Annotated in this window: 15 protein-coding genes and 1 pseudogene; 10 read left to right on the forward strand and 6 right to left on the reverse strand. The window is 55.7% G+C overall.

Going from position 1 to position 22,421, the window contains the following annotated elements:
• Window positions 1-84: 84 nt before the first annotated feature.
• From AB8B33_RS06500 to AB8B33_RS06510, 3 genes are all read right to left on the reverse strand, one after another.
• Entirely contained in the window at window positions 85-1,419 is a 1,335-nt protein-coding gene (locus AB8B33_RS06500) for a sensor histidine kinase (RefSeq protein WP_439014723.1), read from the reverse strand.
• Window positions 1,419-2,090: a response regulator transcription factor gene (locus AB8B33_RS06505; RefSeq protein ID WP_439014724.1), complete on the reverse strand. Its 672-nt coding sequence runs from the start codon at window positions 2,088-2,090 to the stop codon at window positions 1,419-1,421. The genes AB8B33_RS06500 and AB8B33_RS06505 overlap by 1 nt, the downstream gene beginning before the upstream one ends.
• A gap of 1,408 nt (window positions 2,091-3,498) precedes the next feature.
• Window positions 3,499-3,780 (reverse strand): helix-turn-helix domain-containing protein, encoded by a 282-nt coding sequence (locus tag AB8B33_RS06510; protein ID WP_439014725.1) that lies wholly within the window; start codon window positions 3,778-3,780, stop codon window positions 3,499-3,501.
• Window positions 3,781-3,940: 160 nt separating this feature from the next.
• Here AB8B33_RS06510 and AB8B33_RS06515 point away from each other — a divergent pair, with 160 nt between their 5' ends.
• The 7 genes and pseudogenes from AB8B33_RS06515 (at window position 3,941) to AB8B33_RS06545 (ending at window position 11,983) form a co-directional block, all read left to right on the forward strand.
• A complete protein-coding gene (locus tag AB8B33_RS06515; protein ID WP_439014726.1) occupies window positions 3,941-4,210 on the forward strand; it encodes a hypothetical protein in 270 nt (89 codons plus the stop codon).
• Between the two features lie 61 nt (window positions 4,211-4,271).
• On the forward strand, window positions 4,272-6,206 hold the full coding sequence (locus tag AB8B33_RS06520; RefSeq protein ID WP_439014727.1) for an AAA family ATPase: 1,935 nt from the start codon (window positions 4,272-4,274) through the stop codon (window positions 6,204-6,206).
• Window positions 6,206-6,976: a metallophosphoesterase gene (locus AB8B33_RS06525; protein WP_439014728.1), complete on the forward strand. Its 771-nt coding sequence runs from the start codon at window positions 6,206-6,208 to the stop codon at window positions 6,974-6,976. Before AB8B33_RS06520 ends, AB8B33_RS06525 begins: the two co-directional genes overlap by 1 nt.
• A 49-nt stretch (window positions 6,977-7,025) precedes the next feature.
• Entirely contained in the window at window positions 7,026-8,012 is a 987-nt protein-coding gene (locus tag AB8B33_RS06530) for a hypothetical protein (protein WP_439014729.1), read from the forward strand.
• A 94-nt stretch (window positions 8,013-8,106) separates the two neighbouring features.
• Window positions 8,107-8,871: a metallophosphoesterase gene (locus AB8B33_RS06535; protein WP_439014730.1), complete on the forward strand. Its 765-nt coding sequence runs from the start codon at window positions 8,107-8,109 to the stop codon at window positions 8,869-8,871.
• A 41-nt stretch (window positions 8,872-8,912) separates the two neighbouring features.
• Window positions 8,913-9,549, forward strand: a pseudogene (locus AB8B33_RS06540) (OB-fold nucleic acid binding domain-containing protein); the annotation flags it as partial.
• A 283-nt stretch (window positions 9,550-9,832) separates the two neighbouring features.
• Window positions 9,833-11,983, forward strand: coding sequence for a hypothetical protein (locus AB8B33_RS06545; RefSeq protein ID WP_439014731.1), 2,151 nt, complete (start codon window positions 9,833-9,835; stop codon window positions 11,981-11,983).
• A gap of 75 nt (window positions 11,984-12,058) precedes the next feature.
• Here AB8B33_RS06545 and AB8B33_RS06550 read toward each other — a convergent pair whose 3' ends face one another.
• Both AB8B33_RS06550 and AB8B33_RS06555 read right to left on the reverse strand, forming a co-directional pair.
• Window positions 12,059-12,829: a hypothetical protein gene (locus AB8B33_RS06550; protein WP_439014732.1), complete on the reverse strand. Its 771-nt coding sequence runs from the start codon at window positions 12,827-12,829 to the stop codon at window positions 12,059-12,061.
• A gap of 177 nt (window positions 12,830-13,006) precedes the next feature.
• Window positions 13,007-13,312 carry a hypothetical protein gene (locus tag AB8B33_RS06555; RefSeq protein ID WP_439014733.1) on the reverse strand — a complete coding sequence of 102 codons (306 nt, stop codon included), beginning with the start codon at window positions 13,310-13,312 and terminating at the stop codon, window positions 13,007-13,009.
• 538 nt (window positions 13,313-13,850) lie between these two features.
• On the opposite strand from AB8B33_RS06555, the gene AB8B33_RS06560 reads away from it, so the two are divergent.
• The 3 genes from AB8B33_RS06560 to AB8B33_RS06570 all read left to right on the forward strand — a co-directional run bounded on the left by AB8B33_RS06560 (window position 13,851) and on the right by AB8B33_RS06570 (window position 20,752).
• Window positions 13,851-14,624, forward strand: a complete 774-nt coding sequence (locus tag AB8B33_RS06560; protein WP_439014734.1) for a thermonuclease family protein — start codon at window positions 13,851-13,853, stop codon at window positions 14,622-14,624.
• Window positions 14,625-14,782: 158 nt separating this feature from the next.
• Complete coding sequence (locus AB8B33_RS06565; protein ID WP_439014735.1) at window positions 14,783-20,242, forward strand: DUF4011 domain-containing protein; 5,460 nt, start codon at window positions 14,783-14,785, stop codon at window positions 20,240-20,242.
• Window positions 20,243-20,455: 213 nt separating this feature from the next.
• Window positions 20,456-20,752 (forward strand): hypothetical protein, encoded by a 297-nt coding sequence (locus tag AB8B33_RS06570; protein WP_439014736.1) that lies wholly within the window; start codon window positions 20,456-20,458, stop codon window positions 20,750-20,752.
• A gap of 284 nt (window positions 20,753-21,036) precedes the next feature.
• Here the strand turns inward: AB8B33_RS06570 and AB8B33_RS06575 are convergent, their stop codons facing one another.
• Window positions 21,037-22,176 carry a hypothetical protein gene (locus tag AB8B33_RS06575; protein WP_439014737.1) on the reverse strand — a complete coding sequence of 380 codons (1,140 nt, stop codon included), beginning with the start codon at window positions 22,174-22,176 and terminating at the stop codon, window positions 21,037-21,039.
• Window positions 22,177-22,421: the final 245 nt, after the last annotated feature.

Here is a 22,421-nt window from a genome sequence, read left to right on the forward strand (position 1 = left end):
TTTTGAACTCGTTGACCGGACACTGCGGTCCTGCCTTGCGACGCTATTACAATAAAGGGCAGATTCGGACGGAAAATATATCTGTCACAGGCTGATGGTTACGGTTGTTCCTGTCGGATTGCCGTCGAGAGCTACGCTCCCTCGGTGACGGGTCACGATCTGCTTCACGATGCTCAACCCGAGGCCGGCACCCGTGCTCCGCGGTGTGACCCTGTAGAATGGTTCGAACACGAGGTCTCGATGCGGTGCTGGAATGCCGGGGCCCTCGTCCGAAACCGAGATGCCTCCACGTTCGGACACGCGCACCGATATCGTGCCGGCATTTCCGCCATGGTCGATCGCATTGCGCACAAGGTTGCCTATCGCGCGTGACATGGCCGACGGACTTACCACGCGATAAAGCTCGTCCACTTCAGTGTCGAACGAGATCTCATATCCGCTTCTGAGGGCAAGCGGGGCTTGGTCGGCGACGACGTTCCTGGCGACTTCCACTAGGTCGGCTTGTTCAAACGGCTCCGGGGACTGCTCGCTTCGCTCGAAGTCGAGCAATTGCTCCGCCGTCTCCCGCAGGCGCCCGATGTCATCCATCATGGTGTCACGCGTGCTTCCTTCCAGGGTCGTATCGATACGCGTCTGCATGACGGCAATCGGCGTGCGGAGCTCGTGTGCGGCGTCGATGAGAAAACGTTCTCTGGCTGCGAACTGCTGCTCGAGGCGCTCTAGGACGGAATTGAACGCATGGATAAGCGGAACGACCTCGCTCGGAACCCGATCCACCGGCAGCCGGGATCCTGGCTGGCGAGGGTCGATCTCCGGAGCTTTCTGTACGACGTGGCTCAGCCCTAAGAGCGAACGCCTGACCAGTCGCGGCACGGCGAAGAAGAGGGCGGGCAGCGTAACCGCGAGCAGAGGCACGTAGATCGGATATGCGCTGCCGAGTATCGCAAGGAATGTCGACTCGCTTCCGTTGCGACCGCCATAAAGCACCCGGATCTCGGTCTTATTGATCTCAAAGTCGTCGACTGAAGCCGGCACCGGGCCACTTGCCGACGTGCCGCGAATGTCGGCGTCCTTGATAAGCGGCACGAACTTGGTGAGCTGTGTGTACGCAGGCGGAATATTCCCATATGCCACAGCCGTTCCGTCTGGGGCCGCAGCGTAGAAAAAGAGATTGGGGGTATCATTCTTCAACGCTGCGAGCTCTTCGCTGTCCTTGATGCGAAGTCCTTGTCCAGGTTCGTAGTTCAAGGACCCTTCCAGGGCATTCAGAAGCCGGCGCTGCATACCGACGTTCGGAGAATGGATCATCGCCCCATAGATGCATAGACCGACGATCTCCGATGCCGTGATGACGACGAATGGCACGCTGAGCTGCCAGCTCAGTCTCCACCACAGCGACGACGTATTCGGAAATCGCATCAATGTTCCTTCAGCAGGTATCCGACCCCGCGGATGTTGTGGATGGACACGCCGGCGTCCGCGTCAGTTAAGCGTTTTCTCAGTCGCGATACATGGGCATCCAGCGCGTTGGATTGGATCGTCTCCTCGTAATTGTAGATTTCGGTTTCCAGCACCGATCTGAGGACGGTCTTGCCTTTTCGCTTTGCAAGGGTAACGAGCACCATCAGCTCTCGACGAGGCAGGTCGAGCTGCAGTTCGCCGACCATGACGTCCATCCGGATCGGATCCACGGTCATCCGCCCCAGGACTATGGACGGCTCCGCCAAGGCCGACGGGCGTCGCATGACAGCGCGCAGTCGAGCGAAAAGCTCCTCCATCAAAAACGGCTTGCCCAGATAGTCGTCGGCGCCGAGATCGAGGCCCGCTACTCTTTCCTTCGGTTCGTTTCTGGCAGTCAGGACGATGACCGGCGTTACGACGCTGGAGCTTCGTAGCCAGGGAATGAATGTGATGCCGTCGCCGTCCGGCAGACGTCTGTCGAGCACGATCGCATCGTAGGTCTGTTGTCGAGCCAGTTCGATTGCATCCCCAAGAAGAGCGGTGTGATCCACCGCTATGCCCTTCTTAGTGAGCGAGGCCGCAATCGCTTCCGCCAGCCTTGTCTCGTCTTCGACCAACAGGATCTTCATGTCTCGTCCACCTTTGCGATCCTATCTTCACGACGACCATTGCGACAGGATTACGGCGTGAGCGTTTCGAACGAGGGAAGTCATGGGTCGCGACGAATTGGATAAACGAGATCGCACGATCGTCCGCCTTTCGCCACAAGAGCATTGGCCGTTACTCGTTCCCGCGATGATCTGAGCCTGGCAAATCCCATGAGATTGCCAATCGCCTCTGAACAAAAAACTCCAGGCGCCTGCGCACCTGGAGTTGATTTCTGATTGGTCTGTTCTGAAGGAAATCGGACCTCTGTCCGAGCGGATCAGTTTTCGATTGGCTGCAATGAAGGCTGTTCTCTTCTTATTGCTCAATCGAAAGATGTAAATTCACCCTTTTCTTCAAATGCCGACCGGATTTAGCTGCGCGGAAACCTGAATTTTCCCGAAGAAATCAGCTGCAGCCGCTGGTCGCACCGTAATTATGTTGTGCGGTTGATAAAAAGAGAAACTAAAACAATGCGTTAATGAAATTGTACTCAAGGGTGTACTCATCCGCGAAGCTCGAACGATCGGATAAAAGGGCAAAACCCAATTTTCGCCCTGAATCGAACCAGGTTGTCGGGATTAGGAAGAGGGAGCGAAAGTCATGCGATCAGGCGTTCTACACGCGCAACCTGACCGAAGCTGAGAACCATCTGGTCCGGACCTGCCGGCGACCGACATCGCTTCGAACTGTTTGAAAGCTATGGTCAGGTTCGCTTCAGAAGCGACGCTAGCCTGCTCTTGTCCCAGAAGCGCGCGTGCTGCTCTGAATGATCTGCCAACTGGCGAGGAGTACAGTTGGTATTCTATTAGTCATTCTTGTGGATCGAAATCTGATACAGCCATCTAAGCTGCCCAATATCCTCGGGGGTGAGGGGCAGGCAGCCCCGGTCTTGAAAAAAGTGCGCAACGCGCTCAATCGGCGCAGCCGCGGCCAAAAAAATCCGAAAAAACCTTCTGAAACAGGCGCTTAGAGAAAAATTCTCTTGTCATCTGTGCCTATTCTCGCTATGTTCTTAGCGCGGGGAAGCAGGGATGTTACTCGTGGCGGATTAGAAAACGAATTTAGGCACTTGATAGTTGGTTCTAGCGGCACGCGTTGGCTATGAGGTGGCATTTCCGAACAATCGTTATTCCATTGATCGTGGTCACGAATTGAGGTCATTTGCCTGCTTCCCAAGTACAGCGACCCCATAAAACAGCTTGGACGACGCATGGCTCCAGCCAAGGAACTCGACGTCATTCCGCTCTTGGTATGCTTGCAGGCTCTTAGAGGAACCCTGCCACTGCTCACCGTTTTCCAGAGCCTTGACGATCGCTACGGACAGCTTGGACTCGTCTGCTAGGCTTTATGGATGGCACAGGCATTCCAGACCCCCTGCGCACCCGCTGGCTATATAGTCTTTATCCCAGAGTTCGGCTGCGACGGCTTCCAACGCACGCCCGTTCCCTCCAGTTGACTGGATTCAACATTCGCCGCAATAAACTGGATTTCCTTTTCATCGAAGAATCGGCGGAGCTTATCGTTAGCTCTTGCCGTAATCTGTCGTTTCCCCAATTCGAATTCCCCCAACGCCTTCTGGGTGATGCCCGCCTTCTTAGCGAGATCAACCTGACTCATCCCAATGAGCGCTCGCGCGGCTCTTATTAGATCGCCTGTCAACAAAGTCGTCATTACCTGCAGAAACAGGTTGGCGCGAAGTAAGTCAAAAAAGACGTAAAATACGTATTAAATGACTTGAAATACGTTAATAAAGATGTAATCAAAGACGCCAACAGAGCGGGATCGACTCCCGATTCTCGATTGGTTCACATTCTGGATTACGGAGACACACATGAAGGCGACCCGGAGCGGTATCTTTCTCGGCGACGATCGCCAGGCATTGCTCGCGAAGCTGCAGTCTGTGGTAACGGATTTGGCGGCACCGGACTTTCCGCATCCCTCAAGCATTCCAGTGATGATCGACAAATGGAAAGTCAGCAGGCGAGAGGTGCCGTGTCTTTTCTCGAACAATGTCGCGATGGTATCGCCTCGGCAATCCGCAGATATAGCGATCGGTTGCCCGGCCGCCTTTCGGTGCGGGGTCCTTAATTTCGATCGCTGATTACCTCTCAGCAACCGATGCGTCTCGGAACGCATTGCCGTGCGTCAAAGGAGTTGAACGCTTGCCGACATTAAAGCACGCCTTGGCGCTCTGCATCGTCAATCGACTTCTCAGGCCGTGGAGGGATCAGCCGGATGCCAAGTTCCTGGCGACCATCGTTGTCGCAATCGAAGGATTGGCGGACGCTATCGAGGCAGCTTGCGAAGCCTTCCTGCACGGTAAAGCGAAAACCGGGAATTTCCCTGGCGGACGCAATGCGGTCGTCGAGCAGATCACTGAACCGAAAAAGCAACGAGCCCTGCTGGCCCGGGCTCAGGAGCCCAAAGCGCTCGTATTGATATTCAGGGACGAGAAGCAGGTCCCGTATCAAATTCGGGAATTCGCCGACGCATACCACGTTATCGATGAGATTGACCCACGCATGGTGAAGGCTGCGATTTACCAGGCGTCTGCGACCAAGGTCTCGTTCAGAGACGCGCAATTCATCGCCAAGCAACCGCTTGACGACTGGTTGGTGGCGTTTCGGAGCGGGCGGCCGGTCGAGCGGTCGCTCCGACTGTTGAGGACAATGGATGAGAAGCGACAAGCCGAGGCAAGGAGAACGAAGGCGATCCGTCTGGAGGAACTCCACGGTTACGGGCAGGCCAAGCATTGGGGTCTTGAATTAGCCCGCGACCTTGCTCGCTATCGACGTGGCGAGATCGCGTGGACGGACGTCGAGCCAGGACTGCTGCTGTCCGGTCCATCCGGTGTCGGGAAGACCAGGTTCGCCGAGGCTCTCGCGACCACTTGTGGAGTGCCCCTGATCCACGGCTCCTACGCGCGATGGCAAAGCGCAGGGCATCAAGGGGAAATGCTCGCCGCTATGCGCGAAGCCTTTGAAATGGCGAAAGCCGCGGCACCGGCCATATTGCTCATCGATGAGCTCGACAGCTTCGAGTCGCGAGCGATCGAGGATAGCCACTCGCGGACCTATACCCGCCAGGTCGTAAACGGCTTTCTCGAGTGCCTGGACGGAGCGGCCCAGAGATCAGGCGTTATCGTCATCGGCACCACGAACCATCCCGAAATGATAGACCCGGCGGTCCTTCGACCAGGGAGGTTTGATCGGCACATTGCGATTACGCTTCCGGACGCAACGGCGCGGGTTGCCATCTTGCGGCATTACATCCCGGCGGTCATCCCGAGTTCACAAGAGACGCGATTGACAGACGAGACGGAAGGGATGTCCGGCGCGGAGCTCGAGCAGCTGGCAAGAGAAAGCAGGCGTCGAGCAAGAGGCCTGAACCGGGCAGTCGTTGCCGACGATGTCCTGGCATGCCTGCCGGAGACGCAGGTCGTCCCTCCGGACCGACTGGCAATCCTTTCGATTCACGAGGTCGGGCATGCAATTGTTGCCCTTGCTTTCGGTCGGACTATCGAAACCATCAGGATCGCGGACCGCTATCGATCGGGCTCAGGTCAAGGCTTTGACTTGGGAACCGTCCGCCTTGAAAACGCGGGCGTCCGCCGCACTGCTCGAACCTGTCACGGAGACATATGCGTCGCTTTGGCGGGAGTGGCCGCAGAGATTGAGCTCGTGGGCGAGCATGGCGATGGCGCGTCCGGCCATCCGGATGCGGATATCAACAAGGCGACGTATCTGGCCACCCTTGTCGAGGGCGTCCTCGGTTTCGGTGAGACACTGGTCGTCGAGCACACTCCCTACGATTACAACGAGCTTTCGAGGTTACGGCTGAGAAGCCCGCACTTGTGGGCGCGCGTGGACCGATTGCTGGCATCCCGGATGCGCGAAACGCGAAGGATCGTCGCTGAAAATCGGTCGGCGATCGAGGCGCTCGCGGCCGAGCTCACGGTTCGAAAAACGATGACCGGGAAGGACGTCTCGGAATTCTTGAAGTCGGCAACCTACGTGGTCGCCCTAGCGACGGAATTCACGGAAGAGGACCACGACGATACAAGTTTGCGGCGACCACGACTGGAAAGGGTAAACTGATGAAGCTATGGATTCTGTCCGATCTCCACCTGGACATGAGCGAGCTTGCCAAACTCGATATTCCAGAGGCCGATGTCTGCGTCGTCGCTGGCGATATCTTTACCCGGGGCGTCGTTCCGAGCCTTCGTTGGCTCGATGACCGCATCGCCACCCAGATGCCGGTCGTTTTCGTCGCGGGCAACCACGAGTTCTATCACAGCGGGATCGTGCAGGGTCACATCGCTGCGACCCGCTACGATGCAAGGGGAGACCTCTACTATCTCGAGAACGGTTGCGTAGAGATTGGCGGGTTTGTTTTCGCCGGCGCAACGCTCTGGACGGATTTCGACCTGTTCGGACCGGAGTGGTCGCAGAAGGGAATGCAGAACGCCGCCGACGCAATGAACGATTTCCGGCTGATCGCCTTCGGTGATGAACCTTCGCAGCGCTTCAAGCCGATACATTCGTTGAAAATCCACCAGGAAAGCCGCCGTTTTCTGGAGGGTGTCCTTGCGAAACATCGAGACCGGAAAGTTGTCTTCGTGACACATCATGCCCCGAGCATGCTGTCGGTCGAGGAAAAATATCGGACCGATCTGCTGACTACGGCGTTCGCGTCGAACCTCGATGACTTGATGGCACCGGGCGGCCCGGCTCTCTGGATACATGGGCACGTCCATCATTTCGTCGATTACACCGTCAACGACACGCGAGTGATCGCCAACCCGAGGGGGTATCCCCGGGAGGAGTGCTATCGGCAGTTCGACCGAGGCTTTGTCATTGAAGTCTGACCCTTGGAAAACTGACTCTACCGCATCGTTTTAGGAAAGGGCGGATATCATGGCAAAACGCTCGCGGTCGTCATCGGAAGGCGAGAAAGTAAAGACTGGCTTGCCGGGGTCGCTGGGGGAGGCGCTCGACGAGATCGGGTTTCAGCCGCTGGGCCGCCGGATTATGATTGGAAAGCAAACCGCAAGGCATCCTCGGACTTCGACTGACTGGGCGGTTCCCGCAATCGAGTTCTTCCGGTTTACGCTCCCGCGCGCTCCGAATGGCAACTGGGAACATCTCAATATTGCGGCTCACGAGGTAGCTTGCCAAGCCTTGATGATGCTGGGTCACGCCACCGTTATCGACGGCGGTGCAATATCAGTCACCGATCCCGGATTGCCAGCGACGCTTCCACGATGGGACGATATAGCCACAGCCGTCATCTGGGCGGCGAGCCACTCGGGACTGCTGAGATATCGGCGACGAGGGAGAACGGGTTTCGGAAAAAGATCGTCAAGGTTTCCGAGAGCGAACATACCGGCTGGATATGGATGTCCTCCTGCCTATCTGGGGGCGGAGGCGTTTCCTGCCCTCGAGAGTCTCGGACTGATTTCGGAACGCAGCTGGACAGCCGCTGCTGAAACGATCCTGTGGCGCGATGATCCGTACGAGGCCGGAATGAATTTCTGGAAGGACAAACGTTTCATCGAGGCGCTCGAATTTGCGCTCAAGAGCGTTCCCGAGGAAATCGTCGCGAAAATCAACGACATCGCGGCGATGCCGGCCAGTGAAGCCGCGCAGCTGGTGGATTTCGCAAGGCGATATGCACACCTCGATGTGACGAAGGATGAGGCGCTCGTGTTTTTGCAAGACGGAAGCCGGCGCTTGTTGTCTCACTTGTTCGCAAAACGATGGCGGCTGGACGACGGATGGCTCTCCGCGGAGGAATGCAAGCGCTCCTTGTTTCTCGAGTTGGACCCTCTCTCAATTAAGATGAGCATGGAATTTGGCAGGCTTTTCGTTCCTCCGAAGTCCGGATGCGAAGCCATGGATTGAAGGAAGCCAGTTTATTGCGGTGGTGGTTGGAACGCGACCCAGCTGCCTTGTGCGCAATCGCTAAGCTACATACGCGTCGTTCCATGGTGCTAGAATGAATATTTGGACGTTCTCTGACCTGCATCTCGAATTCGGTGTTCCGTTTGATCGCGATCCGCTGAAGGACGTCGACGTGGTGGTGTGCGCGGGCGATGTCTTAACCCGAGGTGTCACTCCCAGCTTAAAGTGGCTCACCGAAAACGTTGCCTGCAGAGTTCCGGTCGTGTTCGTGGCGGGCAACCACGAGTTCTACAATTCGTCCATCGATCAAAGCATGCGCCAGGTGAGGGAGGCCAGCAGCCATCCAAACCTTCATTTCCTTGAGAACGATGTAGTTGAAATCGACGGCGTCGCCTTCGTCGGCGGAACGTTGTGGTCCGATTTCCGGCTCTTCGGACGCGATCCGCAAGTCGCGATGTCCTATGCACGAAGCGGAATGAACGACTACAAGAAGATCAAGCTCTCGAAGATGCCCTATTCGAAGTTCAAGCCGATAGACGCCTATCGCAAGCACGTCGAAACGCGGGACTTCATCGCGGGCGAACTTCTTAAACGAGTGGGTCAAAAAACCGTTGTCGTGACGCATCATGCCCCGTCGCCACGGTCCGTCGGCGGCGAGTTTCGTCATGATCCGCTCTCGGCTTGCTACGCCTCGGATTTAGAAGACTTGATTTGCGAGACGAGACCGACGCTGTGGGTGCACGGCCATGTTCATCGTCGAAACGACTACGAGGTTTGCTCAACAAGGGTAGTGTCAAACCCGCGGGGGTACCCAGGCGAAGCGACGGGGTTCGATCCCGCTTTTGCGGTGGACGTTTAGCGGAGTTGATCCTTCCGATGTTTCATCACTTGATCGCGCTGCTGAGGCTATTCGCGGCTGCAGCCGCACGAGAGGAACGTGCGATTGCCGAACAGCGAGAGCCGGAGGTGGAATTGCGGCAGATGACCGAGGGTCACAACGTCGTCGCTGACTACAGCCACTTGGCTTGACCCTTCGCGAACATCCAATTGCGTTTCTTCGCAGGGACCTCACCGGGCGGCGGATCGTCACCTGTTCTGAAGGGATGAACGCCCGAGACGGTAGATGGCTGATGGCCGCTGGACTGGTTCTCGTGCGCCAGAGGCCGGGTTCGGCAAAAGGCGTTATCTTCATGACGATCGAAGATGAAACGGGCGTTGCCAACGTCGTCATCTGGCCGAAACTATTCGAGCGATCGCGGCGGATTGCGCTTGGCGCATCGATGATGGCGATCAACGGGCGTATTCAGCGCGAGGGAGATGTCGTCCATCTGGTTGGTCAACAGCTGTTTGATCTATCGGCAAGTCTAACGGGTCTAGCGGATCGCAATCTGGACTTCCGACTGCCGACAGGAAGAGGTGACGAGTTTGCTCACGGCACTCCGGGAAGAGCGGACACACACGATCCGGTGAAGCCCCGGGATAAATTCCGGACCTGCATATCGACACATTGAACGTACGGAGCTGGAATTATCACTGATTGCGATTACCCTTCAGGAGCCTTGTTTTTGGCAACTAGCGAAAAAAATTTTAAGACTTCGCTTACGTCGAGCTCGTCCGTTGGCAAGATGCGACTCCAGTGACACAAGTGGAATATGGAAACGGCCCGAGTCGACATAATATACCGCCCGCTGCGAATAGCTTTCGCCGTGCATTCCAATGATCTCGATGGCGTCCGCGCCGCGGTTAGATGCAGTCACTGCCTATGGGGCGGTCGATACAATCCCATCATCTTAATCGATAGACCAGAAGCGCATCGGCTGATGGAGTTGTTCCGGCCTGATATCGTGACCTCGGTAGGGACTCACGAGGGCCTTGCCCAATTCGAAGAGAGGTATGCCTTTCTTCGAAACAGCGGATTTCCTTCGAAGCTATTTCATCCGCCCCACGGAGATCATGAAGGCACTGCTACCGTGCTCGATGTCCGAAACCTTATGGTTGATCGAAGGGATGACCCCGATTGGAAGGCAATGGTCGAGCATGGGGTTCAAGTTGCCACATGGGAGAGCGTCGATCCGCTGGCGGATGCTTTTCTTGTGCAGTTCGGTCAATATCCTGAACAAGAGGTGGTCGGGATCGACTACAGGGGCAGCCTTGATCAGGCGACCCGGGCTATTGATCTTCCTATTCCAAACGGCGGCCTCCTACCTGTAGAGCTATTGCGGCACCCAGGCATTTCCCATCTTAGCCGATATGATCTAACCCCCCACTATTCAGGGCGTATAGGATGGGACTACCCCGGTTTCTACGTGGGCAATGCCGCCAACGTCGATGACCTTGTCACGTTCTGGAATCTTCGAGCGTGCGGTATCCACATGACTTGGCACGATCTTGATCACCATGGTCGGTTTGATCTGGTCAAAGCAGAGCACGAGGCAAATCTGCGCACTAACCTTGCTGGAAAGGTTCACCATCTCAACAATCCCGCTATTTGGTTTCGAGATGCAAATAGCGAGGCAGCAGCGGCGTTATTTGGTGATGGACAGTTTTCGTTCTGCGGGGTGAGCGAAACGTCGTGGAACGGACTTAACGTTACTCCGGCAAAGATGCATTTCGGTACGGAGTCAGCGCTTGCGGTGATTGGCGGTCCGGATCAGTTGCCGCGGCTAAGCTTCGCGTTGAAGGACAAGCCGTTTTCTTCGGACTCTTGGTTCCATCAGCAACAACTCGTGGCTTCTATTTCCGTAATGGGCACGCGTGGCGACGGCACCAACTATACGTTCGTTCCACCCTACGTCCCGGAGCTGAACGAATTCACCGGCCGCGCCATGATTTGGAGATATGATCACTTGCGACTGGAGCCCGGACACATCGGGGTCATTATCGACGCGACGGAGGTCGATCTCCAGCTAACTGCCATGGCAGTTCCGGCTCTAATCGAGCGCACGTTTGCGTTGGCTGGATTTGAGGCAAAGCTGAGTGGCAGCGGGTTGATCGCTCGTCAGCTTGTAACAAGTATGGGCGGTGTCAATGGTGTCCGAGCCTTCAAGATTCCAGGTGTGCGTAAGCTGATCAAATCTTTCGGTCCTACGCATTCGTTTTCAAAAAAGGACGCCATCAACAAGATTGGCTCAAAGGACTCCGCGACTGGTTCTGCTTTTTCAGAGCATCGGCGGCTTTATATTGAACCGCGGGAAAAGGGCGATCTAACGCCACCAATGGTATTCACGCATCTAGTCGAAAAAGGTTTGTTCCGGATTGGTGCGGACTTGCGATGCCCGACATGTCACCTGTCAAGCTGGACTCCGCTCGATAGTTTGAAGCAAAAGGCCTCGTGTTCGCTGTGTGGAGCAAGCTTTGACGCGACTCGACAACTGGTTGACGAGCAATTTGCCTATAGGCGAACAGGCGTACTAGGTGTCGAAAAGAACGCCGCAGGTTCCGTCCCCGTAGCCTTAGTTTTGCAACAGCTCTCTGTGAACCTAAACAGCACATTTAGCGCTGATGTCTATGGAACGTCGTACGACCTGAAGCCCGTCGATCCTGCCAGTGGTCTCCCCGCATGCGAGACGGATTTCGTGATTTTGACACACGAGCCACGCTTGCTGAAGCCCGCCGTCATAGTCGGTGAATGCAAAGATGCGGGCGGCATAATCGACGCCAACGACGTTGACCATTTGCGGGCAGTTGCCGATGCTTTTCCGAAAGATCGCTTTGCGGCATATATCATGCTTGCCAAGTTATCAGCGTTTACTGCGACAGAAATCGAGCTGGCCAAGTCACTCAACACGGGGTTTTCTCGCCGCGTGATCCTTCTCGCGCACACAGAACTCGAGCCATACCACCTCTATGAGCGGCACAAAGACGTCGAAAACATTTATGCATCCAGCGCGTCTGATATGGCGGAAGCAACTTACCGCATCTATCTTGCGCCCCCGACTGATGCCACTGAGGCGGCGACTGAAGGGCGGTAAGTTGCTGTGTTAAACTAAGGCGAACTGAAATTTCACCAGCAGCGACCGACGACATCCAAGCCAGCAGCAATTTCCTTAGTTGCCGTCAACGACTGGGAACAGTCGGTGTTGCAGTTCGGAAACGTCGTTGTTGAGATTGGCGACGGAGATCAGTTTGTCCTCCGCCAACGGCAACAAGAGATATGCTCCAAGCACTGAATGTGCATTGGCCTCGAGATGGCGCTCGTTCCTGAAACTCACCGAAGCGTCCTCTCGGTTCAATTTTGAGAACAGGGCCACATGGCCCGCGTAATTGGGGTGGCAGCGCTCGGAAAGCCGGTCGTAGTGGGCACGGATGCCGGGTAACATTTTTTCGAGCACTGCGATTGACGTTAGGATATTGCGCGCTTCAACATCAGGATGCTTCGAGAGGAGTTCTCGATCCTTGGTCGCGAACGTGCCGTTATCGACAAAGTCGTTCAGCGCACCGATATCCTGGGTCGGTAATAGACGGTGAACGACGCGTTCGAGATGAACAACGACCGCAACAGTTTCGAGCAAAGCACGTGCACTTAACATCGCGCCAAGCGTGTTTCGATTATTCCAGCAGAGGGCGACTGCGTCGCTCAGGCTCACGATCCGATGCTGCAAACCATGCGCATAAACAGCGATCTTCCACGCTAGTTTGGATCGAAGGAATAGCCCAGTGGCATTGATTTCGATTGCTCTCGTGTCCGAGAGACGGAGCAACACATCGTTCGCCTCGTCAATCATTTCTTTCTCTTCCAATGGAAGTCGATCGTCCCAAGCCCATAAATTGGGATCGGGAAGTGTCTGCTTGTCTTCCTGGATAAGGTCGGAGGTCATGGCAGGAATCCTCGGCTCATCTGTGCCTTCAGCGACAAAGTTTTCTCATCTGCAACGATCAGGGCCCGTTGTTTTCGGCAGAAACTGCCATCTAAAATCTTCCCAAGGAAGCGGCCAAACATGACTGCACCCGACCAATGTGAGAATAGCTGACAACCAACGACCTGAGCCCCACCACTATTGCAGCGTTGAACCTAGCTCGTCTTCGTCGATCTCCATCGCATCGATGCTTTCCAGAAGGCTTGCTGCGCGGGCAAGCACCTCCATGCCAATCATGGCGGCGGACAGTTGGCTCGCATTGGCTTCAAGGTCGTTTGCGACCTCGTCAAGCATTCCGATCATATCAAGTCGACCTGCTGCAGCCATCGATCTGGAGTGTGTCCGAAGTTCATCAACGTATCGCTGAGCCAGGTCGAGCTTCTGGTCGGGATTGAGGTTGTTGAATAGGTGGTCTTCGTCACGATCGTCATCAACAAATGCCATTGAAAGCCTCTGCGACTAGGACATCGATTAGCCGACCGAGAATCGGCGTGCCGAAGATGAGACTAAAGCCCAGAATCTGATTGGCCAACCCGCAGGCGCTCTCGCTCCTTGGCGTTTAGGAGGTTCAATGAAGAGATCGCAGGATGTCAGCCATCGCAGTCATGTACTCAGGGCCTTGGATTGCAGCCGGGAAGCTGATCAGTCCTAAGAGCAACCGCAATTTTAGGCGGACCGAAAGCCGGATCACTTTTGCAGAGAAGTCGAATTCCACGCGTGCACCTCAACGAGCTAACATCGAGTCTGATAATTTGTGGTGAGGCTGGCTGCAAACGCTATATATAGTGTTAACTGCTCGATTTCTCAAATTCGCGTTGATGTTTTTGCCCTACGGATTGGATAAAGCAATCGCTTCGTTGGGACAGCCCGGATGGGATTGACCAACTGACATGGGTAGAAGATAGCCGCTCGTCGGCTGCATTTACGAATTTTTGCTACCTCCGGCTTAGGCTGCCGTCGTTTAGTCACGGCATTGAGCGCCATGGACCCGGCCGGAAATCTCCGCAGCGACATAAAGCAGGCGTTGGAGCGCCAGGAGCTCACGACGTGGCAACGCAATTTCCTGGCAGACATTCATTCGCGTCTCGAGCGCTCTAAGGGGAAGGTGCGTTTATCGGAAAAGCAGTGGGCGAAGGTCTTCGAAATTATCGGTCGACAAGACACCCCGGTCGACTTCCCCGCCTCGAAAAGTTCCGCGCGATCAATGCAGCCCCAAATGCGGATTCCTTCACCACGGTTTCTCCGTAGTCGCAGACGGTTCTTTTGGCGTCTGCAACGTCTTGCGTTTGGATTTGCGCTCGTTGCTATCGTCGCCGTCGTCCAACTCTTAGTGGGAGCCGGCCCATGGCAGGAGGCAGTTTCCGAGACGATAGCCCCCACGGTCGCACAACAGTTTACAATAACTGACGGTGATACCGTCCACGTCGTTGGTGAAGCCAAGGGGACAAGGCTCGTCGGTTACAATACGCCCGAAAAGTTCGCCCCCCAATGCGAGAGCGAACGACAACTCGGCGAGCGAGCGTCGGCGCGGCTGAAAGAGTTGGTCACAGGTGGAGCAACAAGATTGACCAAGATTGCATGTGCCTGTCCGCCGGGGACCGAAGGAACCGACCGATGCAATCACGGCCGTTCATGCGGGACGCTTCTGGTGGATGGAAAGGACGTCGGGGACATTCTGATCAGGGAAGGGCTAGCCGTCCCGTTCGGTTGCGCCGGGACCAGGTGTCCTGCGATACCACGGCCGTGGTGCGGCTAGCCACTCAGTCCTCTTAACGGTTCATAGTGTCGACATACGACGCACACCGTCTTTTGCGCAATCATAGAGCGGCAGTGGACATAGCGCGATTCACGCTTGATTTGCAGGCGTGTAACATGAGACATCTTCACGGAACGGTAATGTAATGCGAGTCCCCCATGTCCGGTGCGATCTCATCAAGAACGCAGGATTTCAGTCAGTTGGTGAGGTCGAAGATCGACGAGATCAGACCGAGGCTGCTCGATCTTTCCGCGAAGAACCCGTTGGTATCCCTAAGTTTCGGCTCGCGCTCTGCTGGGTACGTCCGCGTTATCGACGAACTTCCAGACAAGTTATTCTTTTCGCTATCTACCGATGACTCACTTGATTTCCGTGCTCTGCCACCGCTGGAGGACGGCCCGCCGGACGAACAAAGCGCATCGTTCCTCGAAGCATTTGCGATAGGGCTGGTCACTGACTCCTTCTACCTCGAACAGCACTCGAAACTAGATGCTGACGCAATCGACTATCCGGACCTCGCCCGTCAATTAGAACGCGACCTCAAAGACCGCATCCGAGAAAATCTGGGTATGCCTAAGCGCATTACCCGGAAGGACGAGTCCCTCACACAACATGCCCGAAATCACGGAATCAATCCCGGTTTCGATCTGCCCGAACCCAGTGACGACATCGATTCCAAACATGACGACGGTTACATCCAAACCCTTCATCTCGGACCAGACCTAGAGCGCAAACTCAATGGACTGATGGCCAAGGGCAAAACGTGGCAACAAGAGACCGGGCTGAACCTACTTCGAGGCGCGTTTGGCTTTCTGGAATGGAAAGACCCAAAGCGCGGGGATAACAGAGTCTACTATTCGCCGCTGGTTTTGTTGCCGACCTCGATGTCTCGCCAGAAGACCTCCGCAGGCCCCGTATTCACTGTTGAGGGGGCAGGGGAAGAGGCGGAGACAAATCTCGTTTTGCGTGAAAAGCTCCGTCGCGAGTTCGATATTGAACTGCCGGTTTTTGCGGGAGGCTCTCTCGAAGCCTATTTTGAAGAGGTATCGGCTGTCGAGCAGACAAAAGTCTCTTGGCGGGTTCGCCGCTGGATCGTGTTCGGCGTGTTTCCGGCGGCGCGCATGGCGATGTACGAAGACCTTAATACAGCGATATCCGATTTCTCTGCAAACGGCGTGATCGAAAATCTGCTCGTTGGCTCCGAGGTCGGTAAGACCGGTGCGATCGCGAACGAGTACGAGGTCGACGATCCAGACGTCGAAGTCCACGTTCCCTATTTGGTCAAGAAGGCTGACGTTTCTCAGTATAGCGTGTTGGTCGATCTCGTGAAGGGAAGCAACATCGCTGTCGAGGGTCCGCCCGGAACTGGAAAATCTGACACTATCGTAAACTCGATCGCCGCGGCGTTGGCAAAAGGCAAGAAGGTGCTCTTCGTTGCCGAAAAGTCCGCCGCGCTCAAGGTCGTGCATTCACGCCTTGAAGAAGTGGGCCTGGGCGAGTTCGTGCTGCCACTTCTCGCGGGGAAGGGAAGCCGCGAAGAATTTATGGACTCTCTCCGGTCACGCCTTGACGCCATAGAGCCGTCGCCCCGGCACCTACAGCAAGAGCGGGAAAGGTTCATCGCGGCTCGTGATCGACTGGGACGTTACGTCGCCATCCTTTCAGAAGAGTGGAACGACAGCGGAAAAACGGTTCACGCCGTTTTAGGCGCGGCGATCGCGACACAGGACGCTCTGACGAGCCTCCCACCGACAGCAGTCTCAGAGCATCGGCTACCAAAGGCGGACCTCAAGGAGCATGAAATCAATAGCCTGATTGAGGCGATCCGGAGGCTTGCAGAGATATCGTCCACGGATGCCGCCAAGCGCTCATACTGGCGCGGCACCACGTGTCTCGACACGAGTCCGTTCAAAATGAACGCCGTCATCGCTCGAACTGACAAGGCGGCGGCGTCCTATAGGAAGCTCGGTGAAACATGCACCGTGCTGCGGGAACGAGTTGGTGTTCGGGCACTCGCGCTCAGGGATATCGCCGAACTCGCGCAATGGGCAAATCGTTTAGCTGAACGTGACCCGCGAGGTCTTTCGGACGACGACATGTCGATTGCAACTACGGACTTCCCGTCATCGATCTCGGAGTTCCTCGATCAGTGTTCGATCGCCCAGGATAAGGCAGCAAAGCTAGCTGATTTGGTCAACGTCCCTCACGAGCCGGCTCTTCCGGCGGCTCTAGCCCGCATTGCAAATATCTGCAGCGAAAACGGGATGGATAAACTGGAGGCTTCCGATCGGCTGCTGCAAATCGAGTTCCATCTAAGCGCGGCGTCAGCGGCAGAGCGGCTTGTTGCCGACGTTTCGGTTTTCGTAAGCCGGATTTCGGGAGCGGCTGGATGGACCGTCGGGAATGTGCGGAAGGCTGTCGAGATTTGGTCCGCGACAAGTAAACGTGTAATCGCGCAGCGTCGTGCAAACCTCATCGATGCCGCTTCGGTGGAAGCGCTCAAAGGCCTGTTGGAGCGGGCTCGCGTCCTCCGTCAACAGCATACGGATTTGAGTGCTGCGATCACCATCAAGCCCCGCCTGAAGGCATCCGAGATCGAAGGCCCCCTCGCCACGATTCGACAGGCCGGAGCGCTAAGCTTCCTCTCCGGGGCTTTCAAGCAGGCGAAGGCGTTTTACCTGTCGATTTCAAAGCGTGGCACCTTTGAAAAGAGCAAGGCCATCGATGATCTCCAGCGACTACAAACATTCCTTGAGGAAGAAGAAGCGTTCAATGAACGGGCCATCCGAACCGGCGTGTTTGGCCCCAGCTTCGAGGGGCGTGACACTGATTTTCAGACCTTTAACGAACTGATCCATTTCTATGAGGTAATAGATAGCGCGCTGCCCGGATTCGAGCATCGCGAGATCAGGTCCTTCCTGAAGACGGCTGATGCCGATCTCGTCGACAGCATGCCCGCCGTCGGCGACTTGCTTTCAGAGACGAAACTGGGAGCGGTCGAAGACTTGAGCAGGAGCTCCTCTGCGACCTTGGCGACACTGCGAAGTGTGCACGAGGAGCTTTCACGTTTAGAAGGAAATCTGCGGCTGGGCGGGCGGGCGCTCGCTCCATCCGCCATGCGAACGCTTGCTACCGACGTGGAGCGTTGGCAGGCATCGCTAGTCCAACTGGATAGCTTCGCCCAGGCTGCCAGACTTGGGCAACGCTTTGCCGGCTGGAAGACGGATGTTCCCGCAACGAAGCCGCTTGTTGCTGTCGCAACTCTCCTTGCAGAGGCTGGTGAATCCGGCGCTATCATTCGGAAAGCCCTGCAGGATAAAGTGTTCCCACGCCTGCTCGAAGAAGCGAATGCTGTCGTGATGGCTGCGGAGATCGCTGGCACGGCATTGGCCGAGGCGTCGAGAGAGGCAGCGTGCGATTTGCGCGCCAACGCCGCCGACCGCGACGAATTCGCGGTTGCTGATTTCCTTTCGGAAGCAGCCGAGGACCAAGAGGGTCTGGAAGCCGCCATCCTGATCGCAAAGACCAGAACAGATATCGCCCGCTTTGGAATGCAGGAAACCGTCAATCTGCTGCAAACGCAGGTCGCGACATTTGATAACCTCCCTGAAATAGTCGAGGGTCTCGTGCGTCGGGCCGCGGCGGAGCGCGTCTACGAGAAATACGGCTCAGAATTGTCTGGTTACTCCGGCAAGCAGATCGAAGACATGCGGGCCGAATTCAAGCATGCCGACGACAACGTCAGGAAGCTCTCCCGCAAGGCGCTCAGGTCGGAGCTCATCGCCAAAGCCAGACCCGCGACGGGAAACTCGCGCGGCCGTGTTGCCGATTATGCTGAAATGGGGCTGCTTGAGCACCTGGCAGGCCAGCGGCGTATTCGCGTTCCACTGCGAGATATCACCCGTCGCGCGGGCCGCGCGCTGCTTGAACTCAAGCCCTGCTGGATCATGTCACCACTTGCCGTCGCCCAGTTCATTCCGAAGGGGTCGATCCACTTTGACATCTGTGTGATCGACGAAGCATCCCAGATGCCTCCCGAGGATGCCGTCGGCGCGTTGTATAGGGCGCATCAGGCAATGATCGTCGGTGACACGAAACAGTTACCGCCAACGAACTTCTTTCATAAGATTTACGCGGGCGACGACGAAGATGACGAGAACCCCGACGCGGTCACGCAGGAATCGGTTCTGGAAATGGCAAATAGTGCTTTCCGGCCGCGTAGGATGCTCCGTTGGCATTACCGCTCGCGTCATTCTGCGTTGATCAGATTCTCCAATAGGATGATGTACGACGACGATCTGGTCGTTTTCCCATCATCGAACGAAGACGATCCGTCCATGGGCGTCTTCTCTACGTTCACGTCGGGCATCTACAAAGCTGGCCTGAATCCTATCGAAGGCGAGGCAGTTGTCGAGGCCGCTCTGAATTTCATGAGAACCGATCCCAATCGGTCGCTCGGGATAGTTGCGATGAACAAGTCGCAATCGGATTTTATAAACGAGCGCCTTCAATACGCTATCGCAAGAGATAAGAAGGCGACCGAGTACGTCGAGCGCTGGAACGCAGAGAGGGGTGGTCTCGAGGAGTTCTTCGTCAAGAACCTCGAAAACGTGCAGGGCGACGAACGCGACGTGATTTTCATATCGACGGTTTATGGTCCACCGGCACCCGGTGAACGAATCCGCCAGGCTTTCGGTCCGCTGAACGGGGCGACCGGTAAGCGTCGTCTCAACGTTCTCTTCAGCCGCGCCAAGGAACAGGTCCGAACGTTCACGTCCATGACAAGCGGCGATATTCTCGCGGAAGAAGGCGGCAACGAAGGCGCGCTGATGCTCAAGCGTTGGCTCGAATACAGCGCCGGCGGGCTCCTTGAATCTTCCACAGGAACACACGGTGCATTTGATTCACCGCTTGAGCAGTACATAGCCCAGCAGATAGAAGCCATGGGATGCACCGCCGTCCCGCAGGTCGGCGTCGTTGGCTACTCGATCGATCTCGGTCTCAGACACCCGGAATGGCCCAATGGCTTCATCATGGGAGTCGAATGCGACGGGGCAACATATCATTCGTCCAAATCGGCTCGCGATCGCGACCGTCATCGCCAGGAAGTCCTCGAAAACCTCGGCTGGAAAATTCACCGGGTTTGGAGCACGGACTGGTTCGACAATCCCCGTAGGGAAACCGAACGCCTTCGCACGGCGATCGCCGCCCGCTTGACGGAGCTCAAGGCGCGCGCGACCCGCCCGCTGTCCCAGCATCCTATCGTGATTGCGAACACCCAATCGACGGCTTCGCCAGCCCAACCACATCCACATGAGGATGACAGGCAGGCAAAGCTGACCCTACCCGATCCCAAACCCGCGCCCATCGCACGACCGGCGGCTCCAAAGACAATTACCGCAAGGCTAGGGGACACCGTTCGTCTGCGCTACCTCGACAGAAACCAGGAAACCTACCAATTCAAGATCGTAAAGGAGCCGAGCCAACCGGAGCGTGGGATCGTGAACCAGTCAGCGCCGTTGGCGAAGGGCGTGATAGACACGGAAGAAGGCGAGGAGATCGAAATCTTGCTCGGTAGCCTAATCCGGAAGGCAGTAGTCGAGAAGATATCTCGTTGACTCTGGTGATCGAGAACGGATGCATCTGTCCCGAATTACCTGAAGGTTAGGCATGAAGATGCCAAGCAATCTATTCCGCCCCAATCCTACAAGGCGTCGCTCGGTAACCGCAACATCGAGCGCTGAGACGTCCCCGTGGAGAACCTTCGACCACTCGCTTGCAGTAGGCGGGCGAAATGTGAATCGATAGACCGCCATCGCACTCAGCGTCTCGTGTTCGCCATCGCCACGTCGCAGCAGATGGCTTTCACTGACATGCTCCGAACCCGCCGTGTCCACTTCAAGCCGCCAATCGACGATATTGAAAAGTACTGGAAGCCGCATGAACGGGCCCCGGTAACACGTATGCTGGCTCGGTCAGCTGTGGCGTCCCGGGACACGGTCCGGGATTACATCAAGGGGTTTGTCGATGGGACGGGAGCTGATGAATTGATGGTCGCGACCGACGTCTACGATCTTGATGCACGACTATGTTCCATCGAGCTTCAGGCGGAGATCACAGCAGGCTGATCGCAATGGTTCGAAAAAACGGTAAAGCGCGCTGAAGCATCAGCCGCGAAGGCACAATGTGGAGCCGCCAAGCTTTTGCGGTTGCACATTTTTCAACCATCAGTGCGGCTGGCTCAAGCTGGGTGTCGAGCGGACCCAATATCTCGAAGTGTAGGCTATTAAAACTGTACGGCCGCAAGAGCCTTGCCCATGAAGGTCCGCTCCAACGAAGAAGTATTTGCCCCCGGAAATTGACTATTATGAGATAGTGAGAGCATCCGACACAACCTTTGTTGGCGACATTCTTACCAAGCTTCAGGCTCGGGACCATAGAGTATAAGACGTTTTCCCGGATAGTCTTTTGGGACCTGGCCGAGCGTTTTCCAATCGGCATTTTTGACGATCAAAGATCGCTTGCTATCAGTAAACAGCTCCTGGCCAGTATACATGGCGAACGTGGCGGATTTTACCCAATGATCATCTTTTGCTTCAAATGCGATGCTTTCGTATTCGACCGAATCGAACGAGGCTGGTATTGGATTGATGGAGAATACCTGTCTCGCAATCAACGTAGAGCCATAGAAATCAAGCCAGTTTGTAAATTGGCCCGGAACAGGAAGGAACGTACCAGCGCCCGAGGCAAAGCCTTCGATTTTGCTTGGCTTGTTACTCGCAGGGTCGAAATAGGTCTTAACTGAAGTGGCTTTTGCGTAGAAACTTAATGGAGACAAAAGCAAGCCACGCTTCATTCCACCCGTCGCAAGAAGGATATAATGAGAGTTGAAGAGTAACTCATCGACAAATTTTTCATCTTCAGTGTTGTTGGGAAGCAGATTTAAATTTTGAGATGCAAGGGTATTTATCTCTAAATACTCACCTCCTTTCTGGTCGCTGCCACGAAAGGCCGTAGGAAATGCGATATTAGAATTCTTCATTATTTTATATTGCTTCTCAACGCGGTCTAACCAAGTGTTTATTCCTGATGTTGATTGCGTGCCCGTGAGGTCGATAGCGATCCAAGCAGACCCGGATATCTCTCCCATTCCATATCGATTCCGCCACAAGTCAATCTTAACTTGCTGGTTGCCCTCCTCGATGCTCTGCCCAAGCTTCTCGATCTCTCTAGCGCTGGGGTTCACTAAAGCTATGATAGCGATTACAAGAATGACAATTAGGATCGAGGCGGCCAGCAGGAACGTCCACCGGAGGCGGTTGTTGCGAATCCATTGCTCGGGCGAAATGTTCGTTGGTAATACAGTACCTGTGGCAATTTCAACTGTTCTTCGGCGCTCGTCAGGTGGGATGGTGTCGATCTTTGCGAGCAGGGTCTTCGCAAGTCTGAGTCGAGCGCCGGCGAACAGAAATATGATAGCGGCAATGGCGTAAGCAGCCAAAGCGTAGGGGCTGGCGGCTGCCGCCGGAATGGCGCGAATAAACTCTTCCATGTGCTATCCCGCTCAAATAATCGGACACCAGAAGTTGCAACAGGAAGTTCGCCGATTTTGGCGCATAGTGCAAGTGCGCGGGCGGGTGTAGTTAATTTGATCTGTTGCGTGGCGATCGCAGGATCAACTTCAACTAACACCTTCCACTTCGCCAAATCGGCATCGGGCACGGTCGCTGCCGCTGATACGGTTAGCCCCTCTGAATTCAACAAATTCGCGGCAGGAATGCGTCATTCAAGGTTGAG

This window comes from Rhizobium sp. 768_B6_N1_8, assembly GCF_051811225.1.
GTDB lineage: Bacteria > Pseudomonadota > Alphaproteobacteria > Rhizobiales > Rhizobiaceae > Rhizobium.